Source organism: Myxococcus sp. RHSTA-1-4, from assembly GCF_020037125.1.
Lineage (GTDB): Bacteria > Myxococcota > Myxococcia > Myxococcales > Myxococcaceae > Myxococcus.
This window is the reverse complement of record NZ_JAIQDG010000007.1, coordinates 171,690-190,673: the sequence shown is the minus strand read 5'-3', so window position 1 is coordinate 190,673 and position 18,984 is coordinate 171,690. Positions and strand designations below refer to the sequence as shown.

16 protein-coding genes are annotated in these 18,984 nt (G+C 68.9%); 11 read left to right on the top strand and 5 right to left on the bottom strand.

Annotated features, from left to right (window positions below; translation table 11 throughout):
- Window positions 1-38: 38 nt before the first annotated feature.
- Window positions 39-1,469 carry a hypothetical protein gene (locus K8638_RS12865; RefSeq protein ID WP_223754782.1) on the top strand — a complete coding sequence of 477 codons (1,431 nt, stop codon included), beginning with the start codon at window positions 39-41 and terminating at the stop codon, window positions 1,467-1,469.
- A gap of 53 nt (window positions 1,470-1,522) precedes the next feature.
- Window positions 1,523-2,887 carry an MFS transporter gene (locus tag K8638_RS12860; protein WP_223754781.1) on the top strand — a complete coding sequence of 455 codons (1,365 nt, stop codon included), beginning with the start codon at window positions 1,523-1,525 and terminating at the stop codon, window positions 2,885-2,887.
- On the opposite strand, the gene K8638_RS12855 is transcribed toward K8638_RS12860, so the two are convergent.
- Window positions 2,841-3,611 carry a 3-hydroxybutyrate dehydrogenase gene (locus K8638_RS12855; RefSeq protein WP_223754780.1) on the bottom strand — a complete coding sequence of 257 codons (771 nt, stop codon included), beginning with the start codon at window positions 3,609-3,611 and terminating at the stop codon, window positions 2,841-2,843. The genes K8638_RS12860 and K8638_RS12855 overlap by 47 nt on opposite strands.
- A gap of 234 nt (window positions 3,612-3,845) precedes the next feature.
- Here K8638_RS12855 and K8638_RS12850 point away from each other — a divergent pair, with 234 nt between their 5' ends.
- Window positions 3,846-4,847 carry a bile acid:sodium symporter family protein gene (locus K8638_RS12850; RefSeq protein WP_223754779.1) on the top strand — a complete coding sequence of 334 codons (1,002 nt, stop codon included), beginning with the start codon at window positions 3,846-3,848 and terminating at the stop codon, window positions 4,845-4,847.
- A 22-nt stretch (window positions 4,848-4,869) separates the two neighbouring features.
- Here the strand turns inward: K8638_RS12850 and K8638_RS12845 are convergent, their stop codons facing one another.
- Complete coding sequence (locus K8638_RS12845; protein WP_223754778.1) at window positions 4,870-8,016, bottom strand: DUF3427 domain-containing protein; 3,147 nt, start codon at window positions 8,014-8,016, stop codon at window positions 4,870-4,872.
- 92 nt (window positions 8,017-8,108) lie between these two features.
- Here K8638_RS12845 and K8638_RS12840 point away from each other — a divergent pair, with 92 nt between their 5' ends.
- The 5 genes from K8638_RS12840 to K8638_RS12820 all read left to right on the top strand — a co-directional run bounded on the left by K8638_RS12840 (window position 8,109) and on the right by K8638_RS12820 (window position 12,210).
- Window positions 8,109-9,380 (top strand): hypothetical protein, encoded by a 1,272-nt coding sequence (locus K8638_RS12840; protein ID WP_223754777.1) that lies wholly within the window; start codon window positions 8,109-8,111, stop codon window positions 9,378-9,380.
- 18 nt (window positions 9,381-9,398) lie between these two features.
- Window positions 9,399-9,482, top strand: a complete 84-nt coding sequence (locus K8638_RS12835) for a DUF5953 family protein (protein ID WP_370643964.1) — start codon at window positions 9,399-9,401, stop codon at window positions 9,480-9,482.
- A gap of 90 nt (window positions 9,483-9,572) precedes the next feature.
- Window positions 9,573-10,958 (top strand): serine/threonine-protein kinase, encoded by a 1,386-nt coding sequence (locus K8638_RS12830; protein WP_223754776.1) that lies wholly within the window; start codon window positions 9,573-9,575, stop codon window positions 10,956-10,958.
- Window positions 10,959-11,158: 200 nt separating this feature from the next.
- Window positions 11,159-11,791 (top strand): hypothetical protein, encoded by a 633-nt coding sequence (locus tag K8638_RS12825; protein ID WP_223754775.1) that lies wholly within the window; start codon window positions 11,159-11,161, stop codon window positions 11,789-11,791.
- Window positions 11,788-12,210: a hypothetical protein gene (locus K8638_RS12820; RefSeq protein WP_223754774.1), complete on the top strand. Its 423-nt coding sequence runs from the start codon at window positions 11,788-11,790 to the stop codon at window positions 12,208-12,210. The genes K8638_RS12825 and K8638_RS12820 overlap by 4 nt, the downstream gene beginning before the upstream one ends.
- A gap of 144 nt (window positions 12,211-12,354) precedes the next feature.
- Here the strand turns inward: K8638_RS12820 and K8638_RS12815 are convergent, their stop codons facing one another.
- From K8638_RS12815 to K8638_RS45175, 3 genes are all read right to left on the bottom strand, one after another.
- Complete coding sequence (locus K8638_RS12815; RefSeq protein WP_223754773.1) at window positions 12,355-12,690, bottom strand: protealysin inhibitor emfourin; 336 nt, start codon at window positions 12,688-12,690, stop codon at window positions 12,355-12,357.
- Window positions 12,691-12,728: 38 nt separating this feature from the next.
- Complete coding sequence (locus tag K8638_RS12810; RefSeq protein WP_223754772.1) at window positions 12,729-13,874, bottom strand: M4 family metallopeptidase; 1,146 nt, start codon at window positions 13,872-13,874, stop codon at window positions 12,729-12,731.
- Between the two features lie 143 nt (window positions 13,875-14,017).
- Window positions 14,018-15,262: a galactose oxidase-like domain-containing protein gene (locus tag K8638_RS45175; RefSeq protein ID WP_223754771.1), complete on the bottom strand. Its 1,245-nt coding sequence runs from the start codon at window positions 15,260-15,262 to the stop codon at window positions 14,018-14,020.
- 389 nt (window positions 15,263-15,651) lie between these two features.
- Between K8638_RS45175 and K8638_RS12800 the strand changes: the two genes are divergently transcribed.
- From K8638_RS12800 to K8638_RS12790, 3 genes are all read left to right on the top strand, one after another.
- A complete protein-coding gene (locus tag K8638_RS12800; RefSeq protein ID WP_223754770.1) occupies window positions 15,652-17,100 on the top strand; it encodes an ELWxxDGT repeat protein in 1,449 nt (482 codons plus the stop codon).
- A gap of 215 nt (window positions 17,101-17,315) precedes the next feature.
- A complete protein-coding gene (locus K8638_RS12795) occupies window positions 17,316-17,870 on the top strand; it encodes a DUF2378 family protein (protein ID WP_223754769.1) in 555 nt (184 codons plus the stop codon).
- A gap of 81 nt (window positions 17,871-17,951) precedes the next feature.
- Window positions 17,952-18,980, top strand: coding sequence for a hypothetical protein (locus K8638_RS12790; RefSeq protein ID WP_223754768.1), 1,029 nt, complete (start codon window positions 17,952-17,954; stop codon window positions 18,978-18,980).
- The last annotated feature ends 4 nt before the right edge of the window (window positions 18,981-18,984 follow it).

The window sequence follows — 18,984 nt, the reverse complement described above, 5'->3', positions numbered from 1 at the left end:
GCCGGCCCGCGTCTTTCCCTCCTTCCCGAGCACTCCCCATGAAGCGATTCCCGTTCACCGCGACTCTCTGCGCGCTCGCCCTGGGCGCCGCGCCGGCGGCCTGGGCCCAGCAGGCGCCCGCCACCGCCGAGGCCCCTCCCGCTCCCCAGTCCGCGCCGGCCGCCGACGCGCCCCAGGCCACCGAGGCCAGCCCCGCCGCCGGGAGTGAGCAGGCGGCCCCCACGAAGGACGAGCAGAAGCCGGGCACCACGCCCGAGCAGATGGCGGGCACCTCCGAGGTAATTGACCCGCGGCCTCCGCCCGTGGTCCGTCCGCGCATCGCGGTGGGCAACGAGACGTTCTACGTGAAGCCCCTGCTCGCGCTCGCGGGCGGCATCCACGTGGAGAACCTCATCCAGACGCTGAACCGCAGCCGCGAGAGCCGGGCGACGACGCTGGCGCTCACGCGCTTCGGCTTCGAGGGCCGCCTGGGCGAGTACGTCTCCTTCCGCAGCGAGTTCGAGCGCAACATCCGCGCGCACGGCTCGGGCGTCTGGGAGGGCACCGCGTCCTTCAGCGTCCGCGACCAGGTCATCCGCCTGCAGCGCTGGGGTGCCACGGTGGAGGCGGGCATCATCGTGGACCCGGCCAGCGTGGACTACATCTCCACCCACATCGCGGACACGCTGCTCGCGGACAAGTACACGCGAGACCCGCTGCTCTACAGCGGCTTCAACCGCGGCCAGGGCGCGCAGGCGGCCTATAACTGGAAGGGCTTCCGCGTGGGCTTCGGCTTCACCGCGGCCAACCCGCTGAGCACCTCCAGTTCCTACCAGGTGGGCGGCACCTTCGGCGGCGGCAGCCGCTTCTGGGAGCGGCCCCTGGGCAACTACCGCAACGGCCAGCCCGACGACGACCTGCACTTCCAGGTCCTCAGCCCGTCCGTGGGTTACACGCACGAGCTGTTCGAGGTGAAGGCGATGGCCCAGGTGTTCGACGTGAACTACCAGACGTCGTCGCGCACCGACCCGCTCCTGCGCGGCAACAACCTCCGCGGCAACGTGCTGCTGAAGCTGCACACCAACGTGGGCATCCCCCTCTTCATCACGCCCTTCTTCAACATCGCCCGCGTGCAGAACGACGTCGCCAACAGCACCCCGGGCTTCGCGGACCAGCTCCTGTCCACGAAGTACACGGCCACCTCGCTGTCGGCCGGCGTGGACTTCAACGTCCAGGGCCGCTCGGGCGTCGGTGTCCAGTTCGCCCGCATCGCCGACCGGTCGCCCACGTACGTGGCGGCGACGGGCGACAGCCCGGCCAGCGAGCCCCTCACCCGCACCACGCAGACGTACCTCAACATCGGTGGCACCTACTGGTTCACCGAGGACGTGGCGCTCGGCGCCCGCTACGCGCGCTACCAGAAGAAGCAGGACCTGGTGGAAGACGAGATTGACGCCTCGTACTTCGTGACGATGCGGCTGCTGCTCTAGGACGTCCGGAAGCGCGGACCGGCGACACCACGTTCGATTCGGGAGGGGAAGACTTGGAACCGACGCAGCAGCGGCAGGACTCCATCATCAAGGTGGCGGTGGCGAGCTTCATCGGCACGGCCATCGAGTGGTACGACTTCTTCCTCTACGGGACGGCGGCGGCGCTGGTGTTCAACCGCCTGTTCTTCCCCTCCTTCGACCCGCTGACGGGGACGATGGCGGCCTTCGGCACCTTCGCCGTGGGCTTCGTCGCCCGTCCCCTCGGTGGCGTGGTGTTCGGCCACTACGGCGACAAGCTGGGCCGGAAGGCCATGCTCAGCGCCACCCTGATGATGATGGGTGTGGCGACCTTCGCCGTGGGCCTGCTGCCCACCTACGACACGCTGGGCGTCTGGGCACCGGCGCTGCTCGTGCTGCTGCGGCTCATCCAGGGCTTCGGCCTGGGCGGTGAGTGGGGCGGCGCCGTGCTGATGGCGGTGGAGCACGCCCCCCCGAACCGGCGCGGCTTCTATGGAAGCTGGCCGCAGATGGGGGCCCCGGCGGGGATGCTGCTGGCGACAGCGGTCTTCTCCATCTTCTCCCGCCTGCCGGAGGAGTCGTTCACCGCCTGGGGCTGGCGCGTCCCCTTCCTGCTCAGCTCGCTGCTCATCGGCATGGGCGTCTTCATTCGGCTGAAGGTGGCGGAGTCCCCCGTCTTCCAGCACCGCAAGCCCCAGGAGGCGGCGCCGCGCATTCCCGTGCTGGACGCGCTGCGCACCTACCCCAAGCAGATCCTCCTCGCGATGGGGGCGCGCTTCGCGGAGAACGGCTTCTTCTACATCATCACCACGTTCGTCCTCTCGTACGGCACCGAGCGCCTGGGGCTGCCGCGCTCCACGTTCCTCAACGGCGTGTTGCTGGCGATGGCGGTGCACCTGGTGGCGATTCCGGCGTTTGGCGCCGCGTCGGACCGCTTCGGCCGCCGCCCGGTGTACCTGGCCGGCGCGGTGGGGTGCGGCCTGATGTCCTTCCCCTTCTTCTGGCTGCTGGACACGAAGGCGACGGGGCTCATCTGGCTGGCGATTTCGCTGGGCATCGTCGCGCACGCGGCCATGTACGGCCCGCAGGCGAGCTTCTTCTCCGAGCTGTTCGGCACCCGCGTCCGTTACAGCGGGGCGTCGCTGGGCTACCAGCTCGCGTCGGTGTTCGCGGGAGGCCTGTCGCCGGTGATTGCCACCGCGCTGCTGGCGCGCTCGGGGGGACAGGCGTGGCCGGTGTCGCTCTACATGCTGGTCCTGGCCGTCATCACGCTCGTCTCCGTGTACCTGTCGGCGGAGACGTTCCGGGAGGAGCTCACGGAGGTTGCCCCCGAGAGCCCCTCGCCAGACTCGCTCAGCGAGCCGTCCAGCCGCAGTCCATCACCTGCGCAGCCCCGGTGATGCCGGAGGCGGCGTCGGAGCACAGGAAGGAGACGTAGGCGGCGACCTCGGCCGGCTCCAGCAACCGCTTCACGGCGGCCGGCGCGAGCATGATCTTCTCCACGACCTCCGTCTCGGTGATGCCGTGGACGCGCGCCTGGTCGGCGATCTGCTTCTCCACCAGCGGCGTGCGGACATAGGCGGGGCACACCGCGTTCACCGTCACACCCTTGTCTGCGGCCTCGAGGGCGACCGTCTTGGTCAGCCCCATGAGGCCGTGCTTGGCGGAGACGTACGCGGACTTGTACGGCGAGGCCACCAGCCCGTGCAGCGAGGAGATGTTGACGATGCGCCCCCACTTCCGGGCGTACATCAACGGCAGGGCGTAGCGCGTCAGCAGGAACGGACCGACGAGCATGATGCGGATCATCTGCTCCCAGCGGTCCTCGGGGAACTCCTCCACGGGCGAGACGTGCTGGAGGCCCGCGTTGTTGACGAGGATGTCCAGCCGTCCCCACTCGCGCTCCGCGTGGGCCACCAGGGCGCGGCAGTCCTCCCGGGACGACACGTCCGCGCGCTGGAACCGCGCGCCGGGAAGCCGCTTCGCCACCGCGGCGCCCGCCGCCTCGTCCAGGTCCGCCACCAGCACCCGGACACCCTGGGACGCGAGGCTCTCCGCCACCGCGAGACCGATACCGTTCGCGGCGCCCGTCACGAGCGCGCACCGACTTGAATCCTGAATCATGTTTTCACCTCCGCCGACATGGTGGAGGAAGCCGCCGTGAAGGGCAATGCCGTGACGCTCGAAGCGCCCCATGGGGCAGTGAGTCACCCCGGCCCTCCCCCGCGCCGGGCGCCCGCGCGAGCCGTCGAAGCCGAAGCCTCGGTACCAGTCCCGGTCGGAGCCGGCCACGCGGTCCCCGGGAGCGATGCAGGCGGTGGTGGAGGTCCCGCGCCGCCCGGGGTATTGAGCCGGCCCATGTCTCTTCACCTCGTGAAACGCCTCGCACGGGACTGGTTCCTGGTGGGAATGGTCGCCGCCGTGGTGCTGGCCGCCCTCTTCCCCGACTTCGGCCGGACCGGCGGGGCGATGCACGCGGACGTCGTCGCCAACGTTGGCATCTTCGTGGTGTTCCTCCTGTATGGCCTCGGCCTGCCGCTGGCGAACCTGAAGGCCGGCGTCATGAAGTGGCGGCTGCACGTGGTGGTGCAGGCGTTCACCTTTGGCGTCTTTCCCCTGCTGTGGCTGCTGCTCGACGGAGTGGTGGGCCGCTGGCTCCCGTCCGAGCTGTCCCTGGGCTTCCTCTACCTGTGCGCGGTACCGTCGACCATCTCCTCCTCGGTGGCGATGACGGGCCTGGCTCGCGGCAACGTGGCGGCGGCCATCTTCAACGCGAGCCTGTCGAGCCTGATCGGCGTCGTGCTCACACCGCTCATCGTCAGCCTGCTCGCCACGACGGCGGGACAGTCGCTCTCGCTGGGGGACGCCATCACCAAGCTGGCGGGGCTGCTGCTGCTCCCCCTCGTCATGGGCCAGTTGCTCCGGCCGGTGCTCGGGGGATGGTTCACGCGGTACCGGCGCTACACCAGCATGTTCGACAGGGTGTTCATCCTGGTGCTGGTCTACGCGTCCTTCTGCGACTCGGTGAAGTCGGGGCTCTTCACGAACTACGGAGGGGGCATCGTGGCGGTGACACTCGGGGGCGCGGCGCTCTTCCTCACGCTCGTGCTGACGCTGAGCACCCACGTCACGCGCTGGCTCGGGTTCGTGAAGGAGGACGAGATCGCCGCGGTCTTCTGCGGCTCCAAGAAGACGCTGGCCTCCGGTGTACCCATGGCGCGCCTCATCTTCGGCGCCCACCCGGGCCTGGGGCTCATCGTCCTGCCGCTCATGTTCTACCACCAGCTCCAGTTGCTCGTGTGCTCGGTGCTGGCCGAGCGGTACGCGAGCCGCGAAGCGGTTCCCGCCCCCCAGGAGTGAAGAGTCCGGGTGTCACGTTGACCTACCCTGCCGCGACCTTCGCGGCCTGGAAGAAGTCCGCGGGCATGGCGTGCTCCAGCTCCCAGTGGATGCGCATCGGCCGCTCCGACTCATGGCGCACGTAGCGAGCCGGGCCCAGGCACAGATACGGCATCGACTCTCCACGGTCGTCCTTCTTGCGCTCACGAACGAAGAGAACCACGCGTGTCCCGCGCCTGGAGTGCTCCACATACCGCAAGCCCGTGGGAGATGAGGCTGACGTGCTGTTCTGCGACTCCCAATGAAAGAGCGTCGGCGACACCGCGTAGTCCGCGTAGCGCGTGGTGGGCTTGAAGTCGGCATCCGACTTGTCGAGGGTGACAAAGAGCAGATCCGTCCGGTGCGTCTCCACCCACAAGACGCCTTCCCTCAGCTCCCGCAGCATCCCTCTGGCCCCCAACACTCCGTAGCCGGCAATCACCTCGTAGAGTCCGTAGGTCGCATGACTCGACAGTGGCACCGCCCCCTCCGGGTCCAATGGAACGTGTACCCGCCGGCTCCTGTCCGCGAGCACGTCCAGCAGGTCCAGCAGCTCCTCGCGAAGCGGTGCACAGGCCCACACCTCCGACATCACCTGTGGCCACTCCGCCACGGACCGTTTGCGAAAGCCCAGCGCCGCGAAGAGCATCCACCGAAGGCGCTCCTCACGGCTGCCCGGGACCACGGGCGCCGGAGGCTCGGCACCTGACAGCCACGTGCGCCAGGTCGTCAGCCGCTCCTCGTCACCGACATGGAGGAGCCGCGCCAGGGCCTTCGCGAGCGTGGCCTCCTGCGGCTCAGCAGGCCGGCGCTCGAAGCCCGCCGCGCGTCGCAGGGCCGTGAAGGAGCTGGTTTCCGAGGGACGTCCGTACACCTCCTCCAGCTCATGACCCGATGCCCGCAAGAATCCTTGCAGGCGTGTGTCAGGCGGCAAGCCCCGCAGTTCCTCCACGAGCATTCGCCGCGCCTGGAGGACCGCGGACCGGACGTTCTGGAGGACGTGCTGCTGGGCAATCCTGTCCAGACGGATGGCGCAGCCGGGCGGGAGGCGGGGGAAGTCGTGCTCCAGCTCGTGCTCCAGTTGCCGTCGAGTCCCTCCGACGATGGCTCGGAAGCGCACGTCGAAGCGGTAGCTCTTGTGCGCCTGTCCGATGAAGTCGAGCACGGTCAACACGCTCTTGCCCGGGGACCAGCGAAGGCCGCGGCCGAGCTGCTGAAGGAAGATGGTGGCGCTCTCCGTGGGCCGCAGCAGCAGCACGGTGTCCACCTCGGGGATGTCCACGCCCTCGTTGAAGAGGTCGACCGTGAAGAGGGCCTGTACCTCACCACGCCGCAGCCTGGCGACCGCCTCCCGCCGCTCGGTATCGGGTGAGCCGGCGTGCAGGGCAACGGACTTGAGCCCCGCGGTATTGAAGTGGCGAGCCATCATCTCCGCATGCGCGACACCCGCGCAGAACCCCAAGGCCCGCATCGTCTGGGGGACCTGGACGTACTCCTCGACGGCCTGGAGGATGCGCCGGGCCCGCATGTCATTGCCCGTATAGACGCCCTCCAGCTCTCCCTTCGCGTACGTGCCGCGCTTGAACGTCACCGAGGAGAGGTCCGTGCCGTCATGAACACCGAAGTAGTGGAAGGGGCAGAGCAATCCCTGCTCGAGGGCCTGCCAGAGCCGCACGTCACAGGCGATGCGGCCGTCGAACCACCCCAGGACGGACTGGCCGTCTCCGCGATCCGGAGTGGCGGTGAGCCCCAGCAGGACGCGGGGGCGCAGGCGCTCGAGGAGTCTGCGGTACGTGGGCGCCTCGGCATGGTGGAACTCGTCCACGACCACGACGTCGTAGGCATCCGGCGCGAAGGCGTCGGGCTGCCGCTGCAACGACTGGATGGAGGCAAATACGTGCCGCCCGCCATGACTCGGGCGTTCGCCTCCGACGAGACGCTCACCAAACGCGGCGTCCCTCAGGACCAACTGGAAGACTTGCTGGCTCTGCTGGAGGATTTCATCGCGATGGGCCACGAACAGCAGTCGCTCATGTCCCGCGGCGCGCAGGCGCCGGTAGTCAAAAGCGGCCACCCACGTCTTCCCCGTCCCGGTCGCGGCCACGACGAGGTTCTTCCAATGCCCATGGAGGCGCTCCGCCTCCAGCGCTTCAAGCATCTGGCGCTGGTGCGGCTTGGGCTCGAACTCGATGTTGAGCGCCACGAGTCGCTCGATAGCGGACGTTCCGGCCCCGCCTCGCTCACGCGCGAGTGCCTTGGACAGCCGTTCGCCATCCGCTTCCGGGTGGTACGGGACGAACTCCGGCTCGCTCCAGTACTGCTCGAAGGTCGCCCTCACCCGCTCGAGGATGCCCGCGTTGTCCGCGTGGCTCACCCGCACGTTCCACTCCAGCCCGTCCACCAGCGCACTGTGCGTGAGGTTGGAGGAGCCGATGTAGGCGGTGTGAAGCCCCGTGTTCCGGTGGAAGAGCCACGCCTTCGCATGCAGGCGCGTCTGGTCCGTCTCGTAGGACACCTTCACCTGGGCGCCAAGCCCGACCAGCTCATCGAGCGCGCGGCGCTCCGTGGCCCCGGTGTACACAGTGGTGATGACGCGGAGCTGCCCTCCACGGCGGACAAAGTCCTCCAGTTGCCTGCGCACCAGCCGAAGGCCGGCGAAGCGCACGAAGGCACAGAGGAGGTCGATGCGATCGGCGCTCACACACTCCCGCGCCAGCTCGGGCCCCACCTGGTAGTCCCGACGCCCATTCACCAGGAGGCCACTCTCCGCGAGCGAGAGATGGGGACGTGCCGTTGGCTGCGGCTCGGCCATATGGGATTGGGGCCGGCGTGCCTCACGAAGAAGCTGGGCCTTCTCGTACACCTGGTCCGCACGAAGGACCGCGGCATCCTGTCCTTCCTCGCTCAAGCGCGAGACCAGGGCGTTGGTGAGGCGCACCTGCTGCTCGAGTTGCCCTTCGTCCGCGGGCACGGCGGCAAGGGCTCGACGCGCCAGAGCATACACATGCCGCGCGAGCAGCTCCGGTCGCAGCGTCGCGTCACACTCCTGGAGGTCGATCCACCAGCCTTCGCGCTCCGAGACGCCAAGGCGTTCTCGCAGATCAAGGCTGACGAGTGTCTCGTAGAGGCCGGACTCGAGCGCGGAGGGCATTCGCGGAGTCTACCCTCGCCGCTCGCGTGTTGGGACTGGGGCTTGCCGCCAGTCCGAGGCCTGACGTCTACTCCCACCAGAGGGGAAGATTCATGACGACGGCGATGGAGCGTCTGGCGGAGAAGAAGACGCTGCGGCAAAGCTGGCAGGCCGCGCTGGCAGTCCTGGTCCTGGAGCTGGCGCTCGCGGCCCTCGCCGCCAGGACGAGCGGACAGTGGGTGAACCTGGGAGCCGTCTTCTGGGGACTGGCGTGGCTCTTCCTGGGAGCCGTTCCGGGCTTCTTGTTCGGCATCCCCAAGGTCCTCCAGAGGACCTCCGATGCCGAGGATGCGCCAGCGGGCAGGCAAGGTGCCTACTCCCAGTTGGTCAATACCAACCTCGAGCAGGTCTCCGACTGGCTCACCAAGATCCTCCTCGGCGCGGGGCTGGTGCAGCTGCAGCAGATCCCCTCCGCGGTCATGCGCGCGGCGGAGCATATGAAGGGAGCGCTGGGCGGCGACGCGAGCGTGTCGTTCGCCACCTCGATCATCGTGCTCTTCACGGTCGAAGGGTTCCTCATCGGCTACCTCGCCACGCGGCTGCTGCTCGCGCGGGCCTTCCGCAAGGCCGATCAGGATGCCATCTCCGAGGTGCTGTCCGCGTCTCAGGTCCAGGCCCTGGAAGCAGTGACCGGGCCTGACGCCAGCGATCAGGAGGAACCCTCGAAGGAGCTGACCGAGGCGGCGGAAACGCTCGCCCAGATGCCGCTGGCGGAGGTGCGGGCGCCGGAGCTGGTCCGGTGGTCCACGGCCCAGCGGCTCCTCGGCAACACGGCGGATGCCATCCGGGCGGCGCGCCTGGCGGTCGAGGCGTATCCGAATGATGTCCGCACCCGGCTCGAGCTGGGCATCGCGCTCCAGGACGCCAACGAAACGGACGAGGCGCTCCAGCACTTCCGCCTCGCGCACAAGCAGATCCTGGATCGGGGACCGAAGAAGCTGGCGGCCGGTGTCTACGGCTGGCTCACCTACCTCTGTCTCTTCCGCCCTGCCCCGGAGGGCTTCACGGAGGCCATCCAACTGGGCGAGGAGTTCCTGGCGAAGAAGCTGCCCCTGGGTGACGGCTCCCTCCTCGTCAACCTGGCGGCGGCGTACGGGCAGAAGGCCCGCCACCTCGCGAGCCTGGGCGGGCACGACGACGAGGTGAAGCAGACGCGGCTCCGGGCGCTCGAGACGGTGAAGATGGCCATCGGTGTCAACAAGGGGCGATGGAAGGACCGGGTACGGGATCTCCTCGTCAAGAACACCCCCGGAAAGAAGCCCGGAGACGACGACCTCGAAATCTTCGAGGCGGATCCCGAGTTCCGCGAAGCGGTCGGACTCTAGGCCCGGTCTGATTGTTGCCTGGAACTCTTTCCCTCCCACCTGGATGCGCTCCTGCGGGCCTACGAGCGTTTCCCAGCAATCGGCGCGCGCTCGGCGCCTTGAATCCACGACAACGCACCCGCGCATCCGCTCGCGAGGTACCTCATGCACCCTGCTCACCTGAATCCGGCGCGTCTTCCCCTCGGGACGAGGGTGGGCCCATGGCGTGTGCTGGAGCGCCGCGGGCTGGGGGCCCACGGCGCCGTCTACCGTGCCATCCACGCGGAGACTCCCTCCGCCCCCGTCGCCCTCAAGCTGGCACTCCACCCTCGCCATGAGCGCTTCGCCCGCGAGGTGGAGCTGCTCTCCCGCATCCGCCACCCCAACGTCCCTCGCCTCGTGGACCATGGCGTGTGGCAACCGCCGGAGGGCCCCGCCTACCCCTACCTCGCCATGGAGCTGGTAGACGGCGTCTCGCTTTACACCTGGGCCTGGGTGCAGCGGCCCACCTCCCGGCAGGTGCTCCACGTCCTCGCCAGCCTCGCGCGCGCCCTGGGCGCGACACACGCCGCGGGCGGCGTCCACAGAGACATGAAGGGTGACAACGTCCTCGTCAGCGGCGCGGATGGCCGCGTCTTCCTCACCGACTTCGGCGCCGGGCACTTCCTTGGCGCCGCCACACTCACCCAGCCGCCTTTTCCTCCAGGCACGCCCGCCTACCGCTCCCCCGAGGCATGGCGCTCCGTGAAGCTCCCCATGCGGGAGCCCCTCGTGCCCTACGCGCCCGGGCCGGCCGATGATGTCTTCGCCCTCGGCGTCACCGCCTTCCGCCTCGTCACCGGCGAGTACCTCCACGGCGCGGACACGGCTCCCGGCTCCGGGCTCCTCGCGGGCGCCGCCGTCCCGTCCGTGCGCACGCTCAACCCCCGCTGCTGCCAGGCGCTGAGCGAGTTGACGTCCCGGATGCTCTCCATGAGCCCCGAGGCCCGTGGCAGTGCCCGCGACCTGGCCGAGGCGCTGGAAGCCGCCGCGCATGAGGCGGGGCCCGAGGCGGATGTGCCTCTCTTCCTCCCGGAGGCACCTCGCCCCGTGGAAGCCCCCGCCTCCCACCAGCACGTCGTCCTCCCAGCACCTCGGCGCGCAAGGCGCCATCCCTGGAGCATGGCGGCGGGAGTGGGAGGCGCGCTGGTGGTCGTAGCCGGGTGGCTGCTGAGCACGCAGCTCGCGGAAGAGCCCGGAAAGGCGCTCGCCGCGGTGCACGAAGACTCGAAGGATGGAGGCACCGTCGGCGTCGGAGACGCGGCGCTGACGGCCCCGGTGCCTCTCGACCGGGCGCCATCCGCCTGGTCGACCATCGCGGTGGAGGTGCCGCCGAAGCCCTTGCCGGGACAGCGGAGGCCGGATGCCAATGGCCGCTGCTCAGGCAAGCTGCAGGTATCCATCAATGGGGGGTGCTGGATCAAGCTGACCTTGGATCCGAAGGACTGTGAAAAGGAGGAGGACTACTACGTGCACCAGGGCCGATGCTACGTCCCTGCCTTACGACCCGCGCGCCCGCCCACATCGAGTCCTTCAGGTCGCCTCGACGGCGCCCGATAGCTCAAGGTTCGGACTGGATCTCCCAATCATGCGCACTCAAGCAACGGGCATCCCAGAACTTCGCGTCGTGTGTTCGTTCGTATCTCTCGAAGAATTTTCCAAGACAGCCTGCCACCTCGAACCACTCGTCCCGAGGAGCAAGGGACGAGGCAACAACAGCTCCGCCATGTCTCACTGAAGGGCGCGTTGAGGCGAACAACATGACGAACCGCTCGATGGCGCTACTCGCGCTACTGCTGGCATCCGGGTGTGCAGCGGAGTCGTATTATGAAAAAGGCATTGGGAAATGGTTTGGCCGGGACCCCAGTAGGATTGGCAGCCCCGTTTGGGTTCAGGGTCCTTGGCCAGAGATCGAACCGTCCGAAGACAGAGACCAGGTGATTGACCAACTCTGCCCCGCGCTCATGCACATGCCGGCCGCCACCGCTGGCACGCATGGGCAGGAATATTGCGGAGTCATCTACAGCTTTCAAGGTCGATACTACGCGAGCTGGCCTGCTCCGTTGAGACTCGACCCGACATCAGCAGGCAAGGACTGCATCGTGCCAAACGACGTCCGCGACAATCGAGGGCGCGTCTCCGTAGTCGGTGACTACCACACCCATCCATGGAGGCGCTCCCCCATGTCCGAGAAAGACCGCTGGAAGGCCCGCCAGCGATACTCCTTCCGCGTCCAGATGGATGCCGCATGTACCGTGCAAATGCTCATTCCCCATGTCCACGAGGACCGGCCTGGAGAGATCTACGAGCGTCGAGAGAGACGATGGGTGCTCATCGGGCATATCTACGACAAAGACAGCGGCACGATCAGCCCCATCAAGGAGGCACCATGAGAACCGTCGCGCTGGCACTCGCGCTTTGCCTGACAACCGGGTGCGCCCTCTTCAACCGCGCCTATAAGCCCCCTCGCGCCCCCGGAGCGGAGCGAGGGGACTACGAGTTCCCCGTGATGGGGATGAAGGACATGGAGTCCACGCGAGTTCGCGGCGACCTCGCCATGGCTATCGCACTCGCCATGGACGACTTCTTCCTCTCCATGCCGCCCCTGCCAAAGGGTGCAAGCCCGGTCGAACAGTGCCTGAGGAAGCGCGAGGTCTGGGATGTGGAGGCAGTACCGCACCTGGAGGGAGTGGTCATCGTCGGGATTTCTCCCCGGCCCGAGAAGTGCGATCCACACAATGTCTCCCTGGATGGTGGCGGCCTCTATGCCATCGACACAACGCAGTGGCGGATACTCTCGGTCCGCAAGTAGAGCCCGCCTCACCGTTCTTGGGACCTTGGGTGGTGACTCCAGGCTCTCTTCGAGAACATTCGGCCCCGGACACGACCGTCCATTCATGGATGAGGCGGTCGCGAGCCGGGTGCTCGCGGATGCGCAGCCCGATGCGCCCCCTCCCTACTGATGGGCGTGCGCGGAACCTCCGTGCTCCTTCACGGCCCGCTTGAGCAGTTCCAGCAGGGCGCGCAGGCGCGGGTCCTCCACGGGCTCGACGAGCTGGACCGAGTGCCGCCGCCCTCCATCGTCGATGGTGACGGTGTACGAAGTCCGGTCCGCGCCTCGCTGAGACGCCGGCCCTGGAGTGGAGGGCTGCTCGAAGAAGCGGGCCTCCTGCACACCCCGCGAGATTGCCTCCGCTGTATCAGGAGGCAGCTCCCCCAGGTCCACCCCCCGGGGCCTGCTGAGACCCGGGAAGAAGGCAAGGCCTCCCTCCCTCTTGAGCTCGATACGCATCGCTCGCTCCGTACCAGGCCGAGAGTGTCCCGCCCGTCCTAGTGGGCGACAGGCTGCTGCTCGGCCGGCATGCCGACAGCCTCGATGGGTTCGCCGGCCTTCGCCCGGGAGATCCGGACGCCCACCTGGTTCCAGGCGTCACGGACCGCCTTCTCCTCTTCCCCGCCCTGGCCGTAGAGGCGGGCGGCGGCAATCACGGTGAGCCGTGCGAAGGAGAGGAAGGAGGAATCCGCCTTGAGCCGGGGGTCGCGCAGCGTCTCGTACCAGATGTGGCCGGCCCGCTCCCACGCGTAGCCTCCAAGGTCCGTGGCCACGAGGTAGAAAGCCCGGTTGGGAATGCCGGAGTTGATGTGCACGCCTCCGTTGTCCTCCCAGGTGCGGACGAAGTCCCGCATGTGGCCGGGCTGGGGGTCCTTTCCCAGGACGTCATCGTCGTACGCCGTGCCCGGCTCCTTCATGGAGCGCAGGGCCTTGCCCTCGACCTCGTCCGTGAACAGCCCGGCGCCGATGAGCCAGTCGGCCTGCTCCGCGGTCTGGTTCAGCGTGCGCTGCTTCACGAGCGAGCCGAAGACATCGGAGAGCGACTCGTTGAGCGCCCCCGCCTGGAGGAAGTAGGCCAGAGGGCCCTCATATTCGGTGACCCCGTGCGCCAGCTCGTGCCCGATGACGTCGATGGCGAGGGTGAAGCGGTTGAAGATCTCCCCATCTCCATCGCCAAACACCATGCGCTCCCCATCCCAGAAGGCGTTGGCGTAGTCGGTGCCGTAGTGGACGTGGGCGTTGAGCGGCATCCCGTTGCCGTCGATGGAGTTGCGGCCGAAGATTTCCCAGTAGAGGTCGTAGGTCGCCCCCAGCCCCGTGTAGGCCTCGTTCACCGCCACGTCGCCTGTGTCGCCCTGCCCCTCGATCCGGGCCACCATCCCCGGAAACTGCTCCGAGTTCTTCATGTCATAGATGGTCCGCTGCTTCTGGCTCTCGACGACCATCGACCCCGGGATGAGCGCCCGCGCCATCCGAGGCATCCCGCTCCGCATGAGCCGCATGGCCCGGAAGGTGTTGTCGATGGCGAGCGTCCGCAGGATTCGCGCGCGCTGCTGGGGTGAGCCGTTCTGGATGATTTGACGGGCCAGGTACGGGGGAAGGATGCAATGAATGGAATGGCGGTGTCTGGGTAGGCCGTGCATCACCGGGCGCTCCTTCTACGAGGGTCTCCCCGAAGGATGGTGATGGCGGCAGTTGGAGCGCGAGGTGCGGCACTGCGCCGCCTCCATCGCTCCCACGGAGCCCAGCCTGGCCTGGGGCCCCACGCCCTCTCACGCGCACGCTCTCAAGGCGTGGTGATGCGCACCATCCGCCCCACCGAGGGCACGCCCGTGCCGTTCACCAGGAAGAGCTGGTAGTAACCCGGGGGCGCCACGTTGTTGTTGGGCGGCGCGGTGATGGTGAGGCTGCCGGTGCCCCGCGTGAAGCCCAGCGTCACCAGCCGCTGGTGCTGGTCGAACGCATGCGTCACCGACCCGAGCGCGATGAGTGACACCCGGGTGATGCTCGCCGCGTCCGGCGTGGAGAGGGTGAACGTCGTCCCGGGCGCCACGGTGCCCGGCGCCGAGCTGACCACCGGCCGCGCCCCCTTGAAGAGGTAGGGCGGCGAGTACACCTCCGCGGTGCGCACCTTGCGTCCGCCAGCGCTCAGCACACGCCCGTCCGGAAGCAGCAGCGCGGTGGAATGGTAGCCCCGGTAGGCGGCGTTGCTCGCGAGCCGGGTCCACCGGTTGGTGGCGGGGTCGTACACCTCCGCGTGACGCACGGGATAACTCGAGTTGTCGAAGCCGCTCCCGCGCGTGCCTCCGAGGACGAGCACCCGGCCATCCGGGAGGATGACCGCGTTGTGCTGGCGCCGGGCCGTGGTCATGGACGCCACGTACCTCCAGGCTGGCGAGGACACGTTCAGGTCGATGGTCTCCACCGTGGCCGTCGGCGGGTCTCCCCCGCCCACCAGGAACACCCGGCCGTCCAGAATCACCGCCGGCCCGTAGCTCCGCGTGCCGAAGTTGCTGGACGGCCCCGTGCTCCAGGCCCCGGTGCCCGAGGTGGTCATCCAGCGGGAAGCGCGCCAGGGCCCGGCGAAGAAGAGCCGGCCGTCCGGCGCCAGGAACATCCGCGGGTAGTACGGCAGCTTGAGCCGCGCGGTGGTCATGTCCCGCCACGTCCGGGAGCCCGCCAGGTAGCGCTGCGGCAGCTCGTTGATGTCACCCGAGCCGTTGTCCTCCCCGGAGATCACCATCACGTCCCCGTTCGCGAGCGTCGTGTTGGTGGGGTACCAGCGCCCGTCGTTCATGTCCGGCAGGCGGGTCCACGACGACGTGAAGGCATTGAACAGGCTCGCGTCGGGCAGCCCCACGTGGCTCTCGATGTGCCCCCCGGTGACGAGCAACTGGCCGTCCGCGAGATACGAGTGGCCCGCGCAGAAGATGTTGTAGCCAGGATATGGCAGCGAGGTGACGGCATTCGTCGCGGGGTCCCACCGGCGCGGAGGCAGCGCGCCTTCCTCGAACTCGCCGAAGAAATTCACCTTCCCGTCCGGCTGAAGGTTCGCGTGTGTGGCCGATATGGGCCAGGTCATCACGCTGGACCATGTCCCGATGTCAGAGGGCGCGGTCTGCGCCCGGGCGGGTCCAGCCAGGGCCACGCAAGCGACGAGCCCGGCCACGAGCCACCGAGAGCGGGGGAAGAGGAAGCGCCACGACATTGCGGTCTCCAGTGGGTTCTGCCGAGTAGAGGGGCAGAACCTAAGGGCCGGGCCCCGCACGCCAATGGGTCCTCGCGTCGGAGGAAGTGTCATCTCCAGACGTGGGGACTGTCGCCTCGATGCGCCTCCCACCACACCGCCGCACGGGTAGACGCGCGGTCCCGAACGGCCAGATTGCGCCGGTCCCTTCAGACAGAACGAGGAGGTTCTCAATGAAGTACTGGCGTTCTCTCTCCGTGGTGGTGGCGCTGCTCGTGGGCTGCGAGGAGCCCGGCTCCGGCAGCCGCGCCCCGGAGAAGGAGGAGGCAGGGAGAACCTCCGCGCAGGAGGCCACCCCCTGGATCCCCTGCGGCACGACGGCCGTCCCGCTGGGCCCCGGGCTCCCCGGCTTCGACCCGGAGCCGAACGAGCCGGTGCATGCGGGCGGCCTCCTCTACTTCTTCTCCACGGACGACGCCTCGGGCGGAGCCCTGTGGACGAGCACCGGCACCGGGGGCGAGGGCACCTTCAAGGTCAGGGACTTTCCCCCGGGTCCCCTGGGCATGCCCCCCTCGCAGCTCACCCGGGTGGGAGACCGGGTCTTCTTCACCGCCGAGGACGAGGAGCACGGGCGCGAGCTCTGGGTGAGCGACGGCACCCCCGCCGGCACGCGCATGGTGACGGACCTCTGGCCCGGGACGAATGGCTCGTTCCCGCGCGCCCTGTTCGAGTACCAGGGCCTCCTCTACTTCACCGCGGGAGACGAGGACCACGGGCGCGAGCTGCGGGTGACGGACGGCACCGCCGAGGGGACGCTGCTGGTGACGGACCTCGAACCCGGCCCCGAGGGCGCCGGCCCGGACCGCCTGACGCGCTCCGCTGACGGGTCCATCTATTTCATCGCGCAGTTCCAGGCCATCTTCACCGCGGTGATGCGCCTGGACCCCGCGACCGGCGGCGTCGTGGAGGTCCTGCGCGTGCCGAGCGAGGGCGCCGTCCTCGGGGACCCGACTCCCGTGGGCTCGAAGGTGTTCTTCATCATCGGGGACCTGCACGGACACAAGCTCAAGCTGATGGTGTCGAGCGGAGGCGCCGCATCCCTGGTGACGGAGCTCACCCACGCGGGTGACATGGCCGCGATGGGCGGCAAGCTGTACTTCGCGGGCGCGACGGATGCAGAGGGCATGGACATGGAGCTGTGGCGGAGCGACGGCACCCCGGGCGGGACACGGCGGGTGAAGGACCTCCGAACCGGCCACGAGGGCTCCGAGCCCATCGAGCTGACGGCGGTCGGGCGCCGGCTCTTCTTCTCCGCGGACGACGGAATCCACGGGCGCGAGGTCTGGGTGAGCGACGGCACCGAGACGGGGACACGCCTCCTCGTGGACCTGGAGCCGGGCCTGCCCGGCGCGTCGCCGGAGCGGCTGACGGCGCTCCAGGGCAACCTCTTCTTCAGCGCGAGCACCGGGGGGCGTGGCGCGGAGCCGTGGATGAGCAACGGCACGCCCGAGGGCACGGTGCCCCTCGTCGAGGTCGCGCCCGGAACGCTCGACTCGAACCCGAGGAGCTTCATCCGCTCCGGCTGGGATGCCTTCTTCACCGCCGAGGATGGCACCGGCGTCCGGAGGCTGTGGGCCCTGCCCTTCCGGCCCGAGGGCCGCTGCGCCCCTCTCCGCCGGTAGGCCGCCACGGCCCTGTCGCCACACCTCCCACATGAGATGCCCCACCCGCCCGGGCGCTATGATAGGTCCGGGCCAGGCCGGGCTCGTTCCTGTAGATGCGTCGTGCGATGCGCCCGGGCGTCGATGACCCAGGAGCGATGGCCATGTTCGCACCACGAAGGAACCCACCCGAGGGGCTTGACCCGACCGCCACGCCCCGGGCTGGAATGCCCCTCATGGCCGAGAGACTCGTCTTTCCTCCGATTGTCGAGGGTCTCTTCGTCAGGGGACTCACCGGGAGGGTGTCTCCCCTGCTCAAGGAGCGGCTCCGCAGCGAGGGGCTGGACCTGGACCGGCCGCTGCTCCCGGCGTACCCCCTGGAGACGTGGATCCGCTGCGTGGCGGTGACGGCGAAGTCGCTGCATCCGGACGAGCCCGAGGCGGTCGCCTGGCGGCTGCTCGGCGAGCGGATGATCGACGGCTACCGCGACACGATGATGGGGCGCGCCCTGCTGGGGGTGATGAAGCTGCTGGGCCCCTGGCGGATGCTCTGGAAGGCGCAGCACGGCTTCCGGACGAGCAACAACTACACCGAGGTGCGCATCACCGAGCGCGGCCAGAACGAGGCGGAGGTGTGGCTCAACGAACCCGGCAACCTGCGCTACTTCAAGCAGGGCGTGATGCTGGCCATGGGGCGTGCCGCGGGGGCGCCCGCCTGCACGGTGGAGGTGAGCCAGTTCGACGAGGAGAGCGTCACCTACCGCATCGTCTGGAACGACGCCCAGGGCTGACGCGGCTTGCCGGGAACACCCCGGCTCTGCGAGCGTGGGTCCCCTGACGGCCCGCTTCGCCGTCCATTGAGGGGGAACGCAATGCCTTCGAGCGAGCGCGCCAACCTGCCGCGCTGGAAGGGTCAGCCGGGGTTCTTCGAGATCTGGTTCCTGGTGGTGCTCGACCTGGACGGCGAGCGGGCCTGGTGGCTGCGATACACGCTCTTCACCCCCGCCCCCGGTGCTCCCGGGGAGCCTCGCGCCACGGTGTGGGCCGCGGCCTTCGACAGCGGCTCGCCCACGCCCGCGGTGGCGCTGAAGTCCATCCACCCCATGTCCGGGTTCAGCGCGGGGACGCCGGGACGCTTCGGCATCCGCATCGGGGACTCGGAGCTGGCTCCGGGCCGGTGCCATGGCCGTGTCGCCTCGGACGGACACGCCATCGACTGGGACCTGCGCTTCTCGCCGGAGTCGGCCGAGGCCGTTCGCCGCGCGCCTCGGGGCACGGACCTGCTGCCGCTCACCACGCACGTGGCCCATGCCGTGGACGACGCCGTCTTCACCGGTACCGTCACCGTGGATGGCCGGCGCTACGAGGTCCGCGGAGCACCGGGCTTGCAGAAGCACCTCTGGGGACACCGGCGCATCGAGGAGCTGACCTGGCTCTACGTCCCCGTGTTCCGCGAGGACCCGAAGGCGCGACTGGAGGCCCTGTCCGTGCTGCCCCGGCGCGGTGCCAGCCCGCGCCTGACGCCCGTCTACCTGCGCACCGCGCGTGAGCAGCACACCTTCCACGAGGTGCCCGGGCTGCTGTTCACGAAGATGGAGGTGCCTCGCGCGGGCGAATTGCTGTTCCAGGCGACGTCGCTCACCACGTCCATGAAGGGCCGCGCGTGGTGCGACCCGCGGACGCTGGTGGGGTACGCGTATCGGGACCCGACGGGCTGGGACGTCCACGTGGCCCAGAGCGACGTGGCCACCTGCGAGGTGGAGCTGTTCACCCGCCCCCACCCCTTCGCCGCGTGGAGGCCGGACGGCAAGCTCTCCTCCGCGGTGGGCGCCCTGGAGTTCCACGCGCCCGAGCCGCTGGAGGGCGTGCGCTACATCGGCTGGGACGGAACCTCCACCTGAGGCC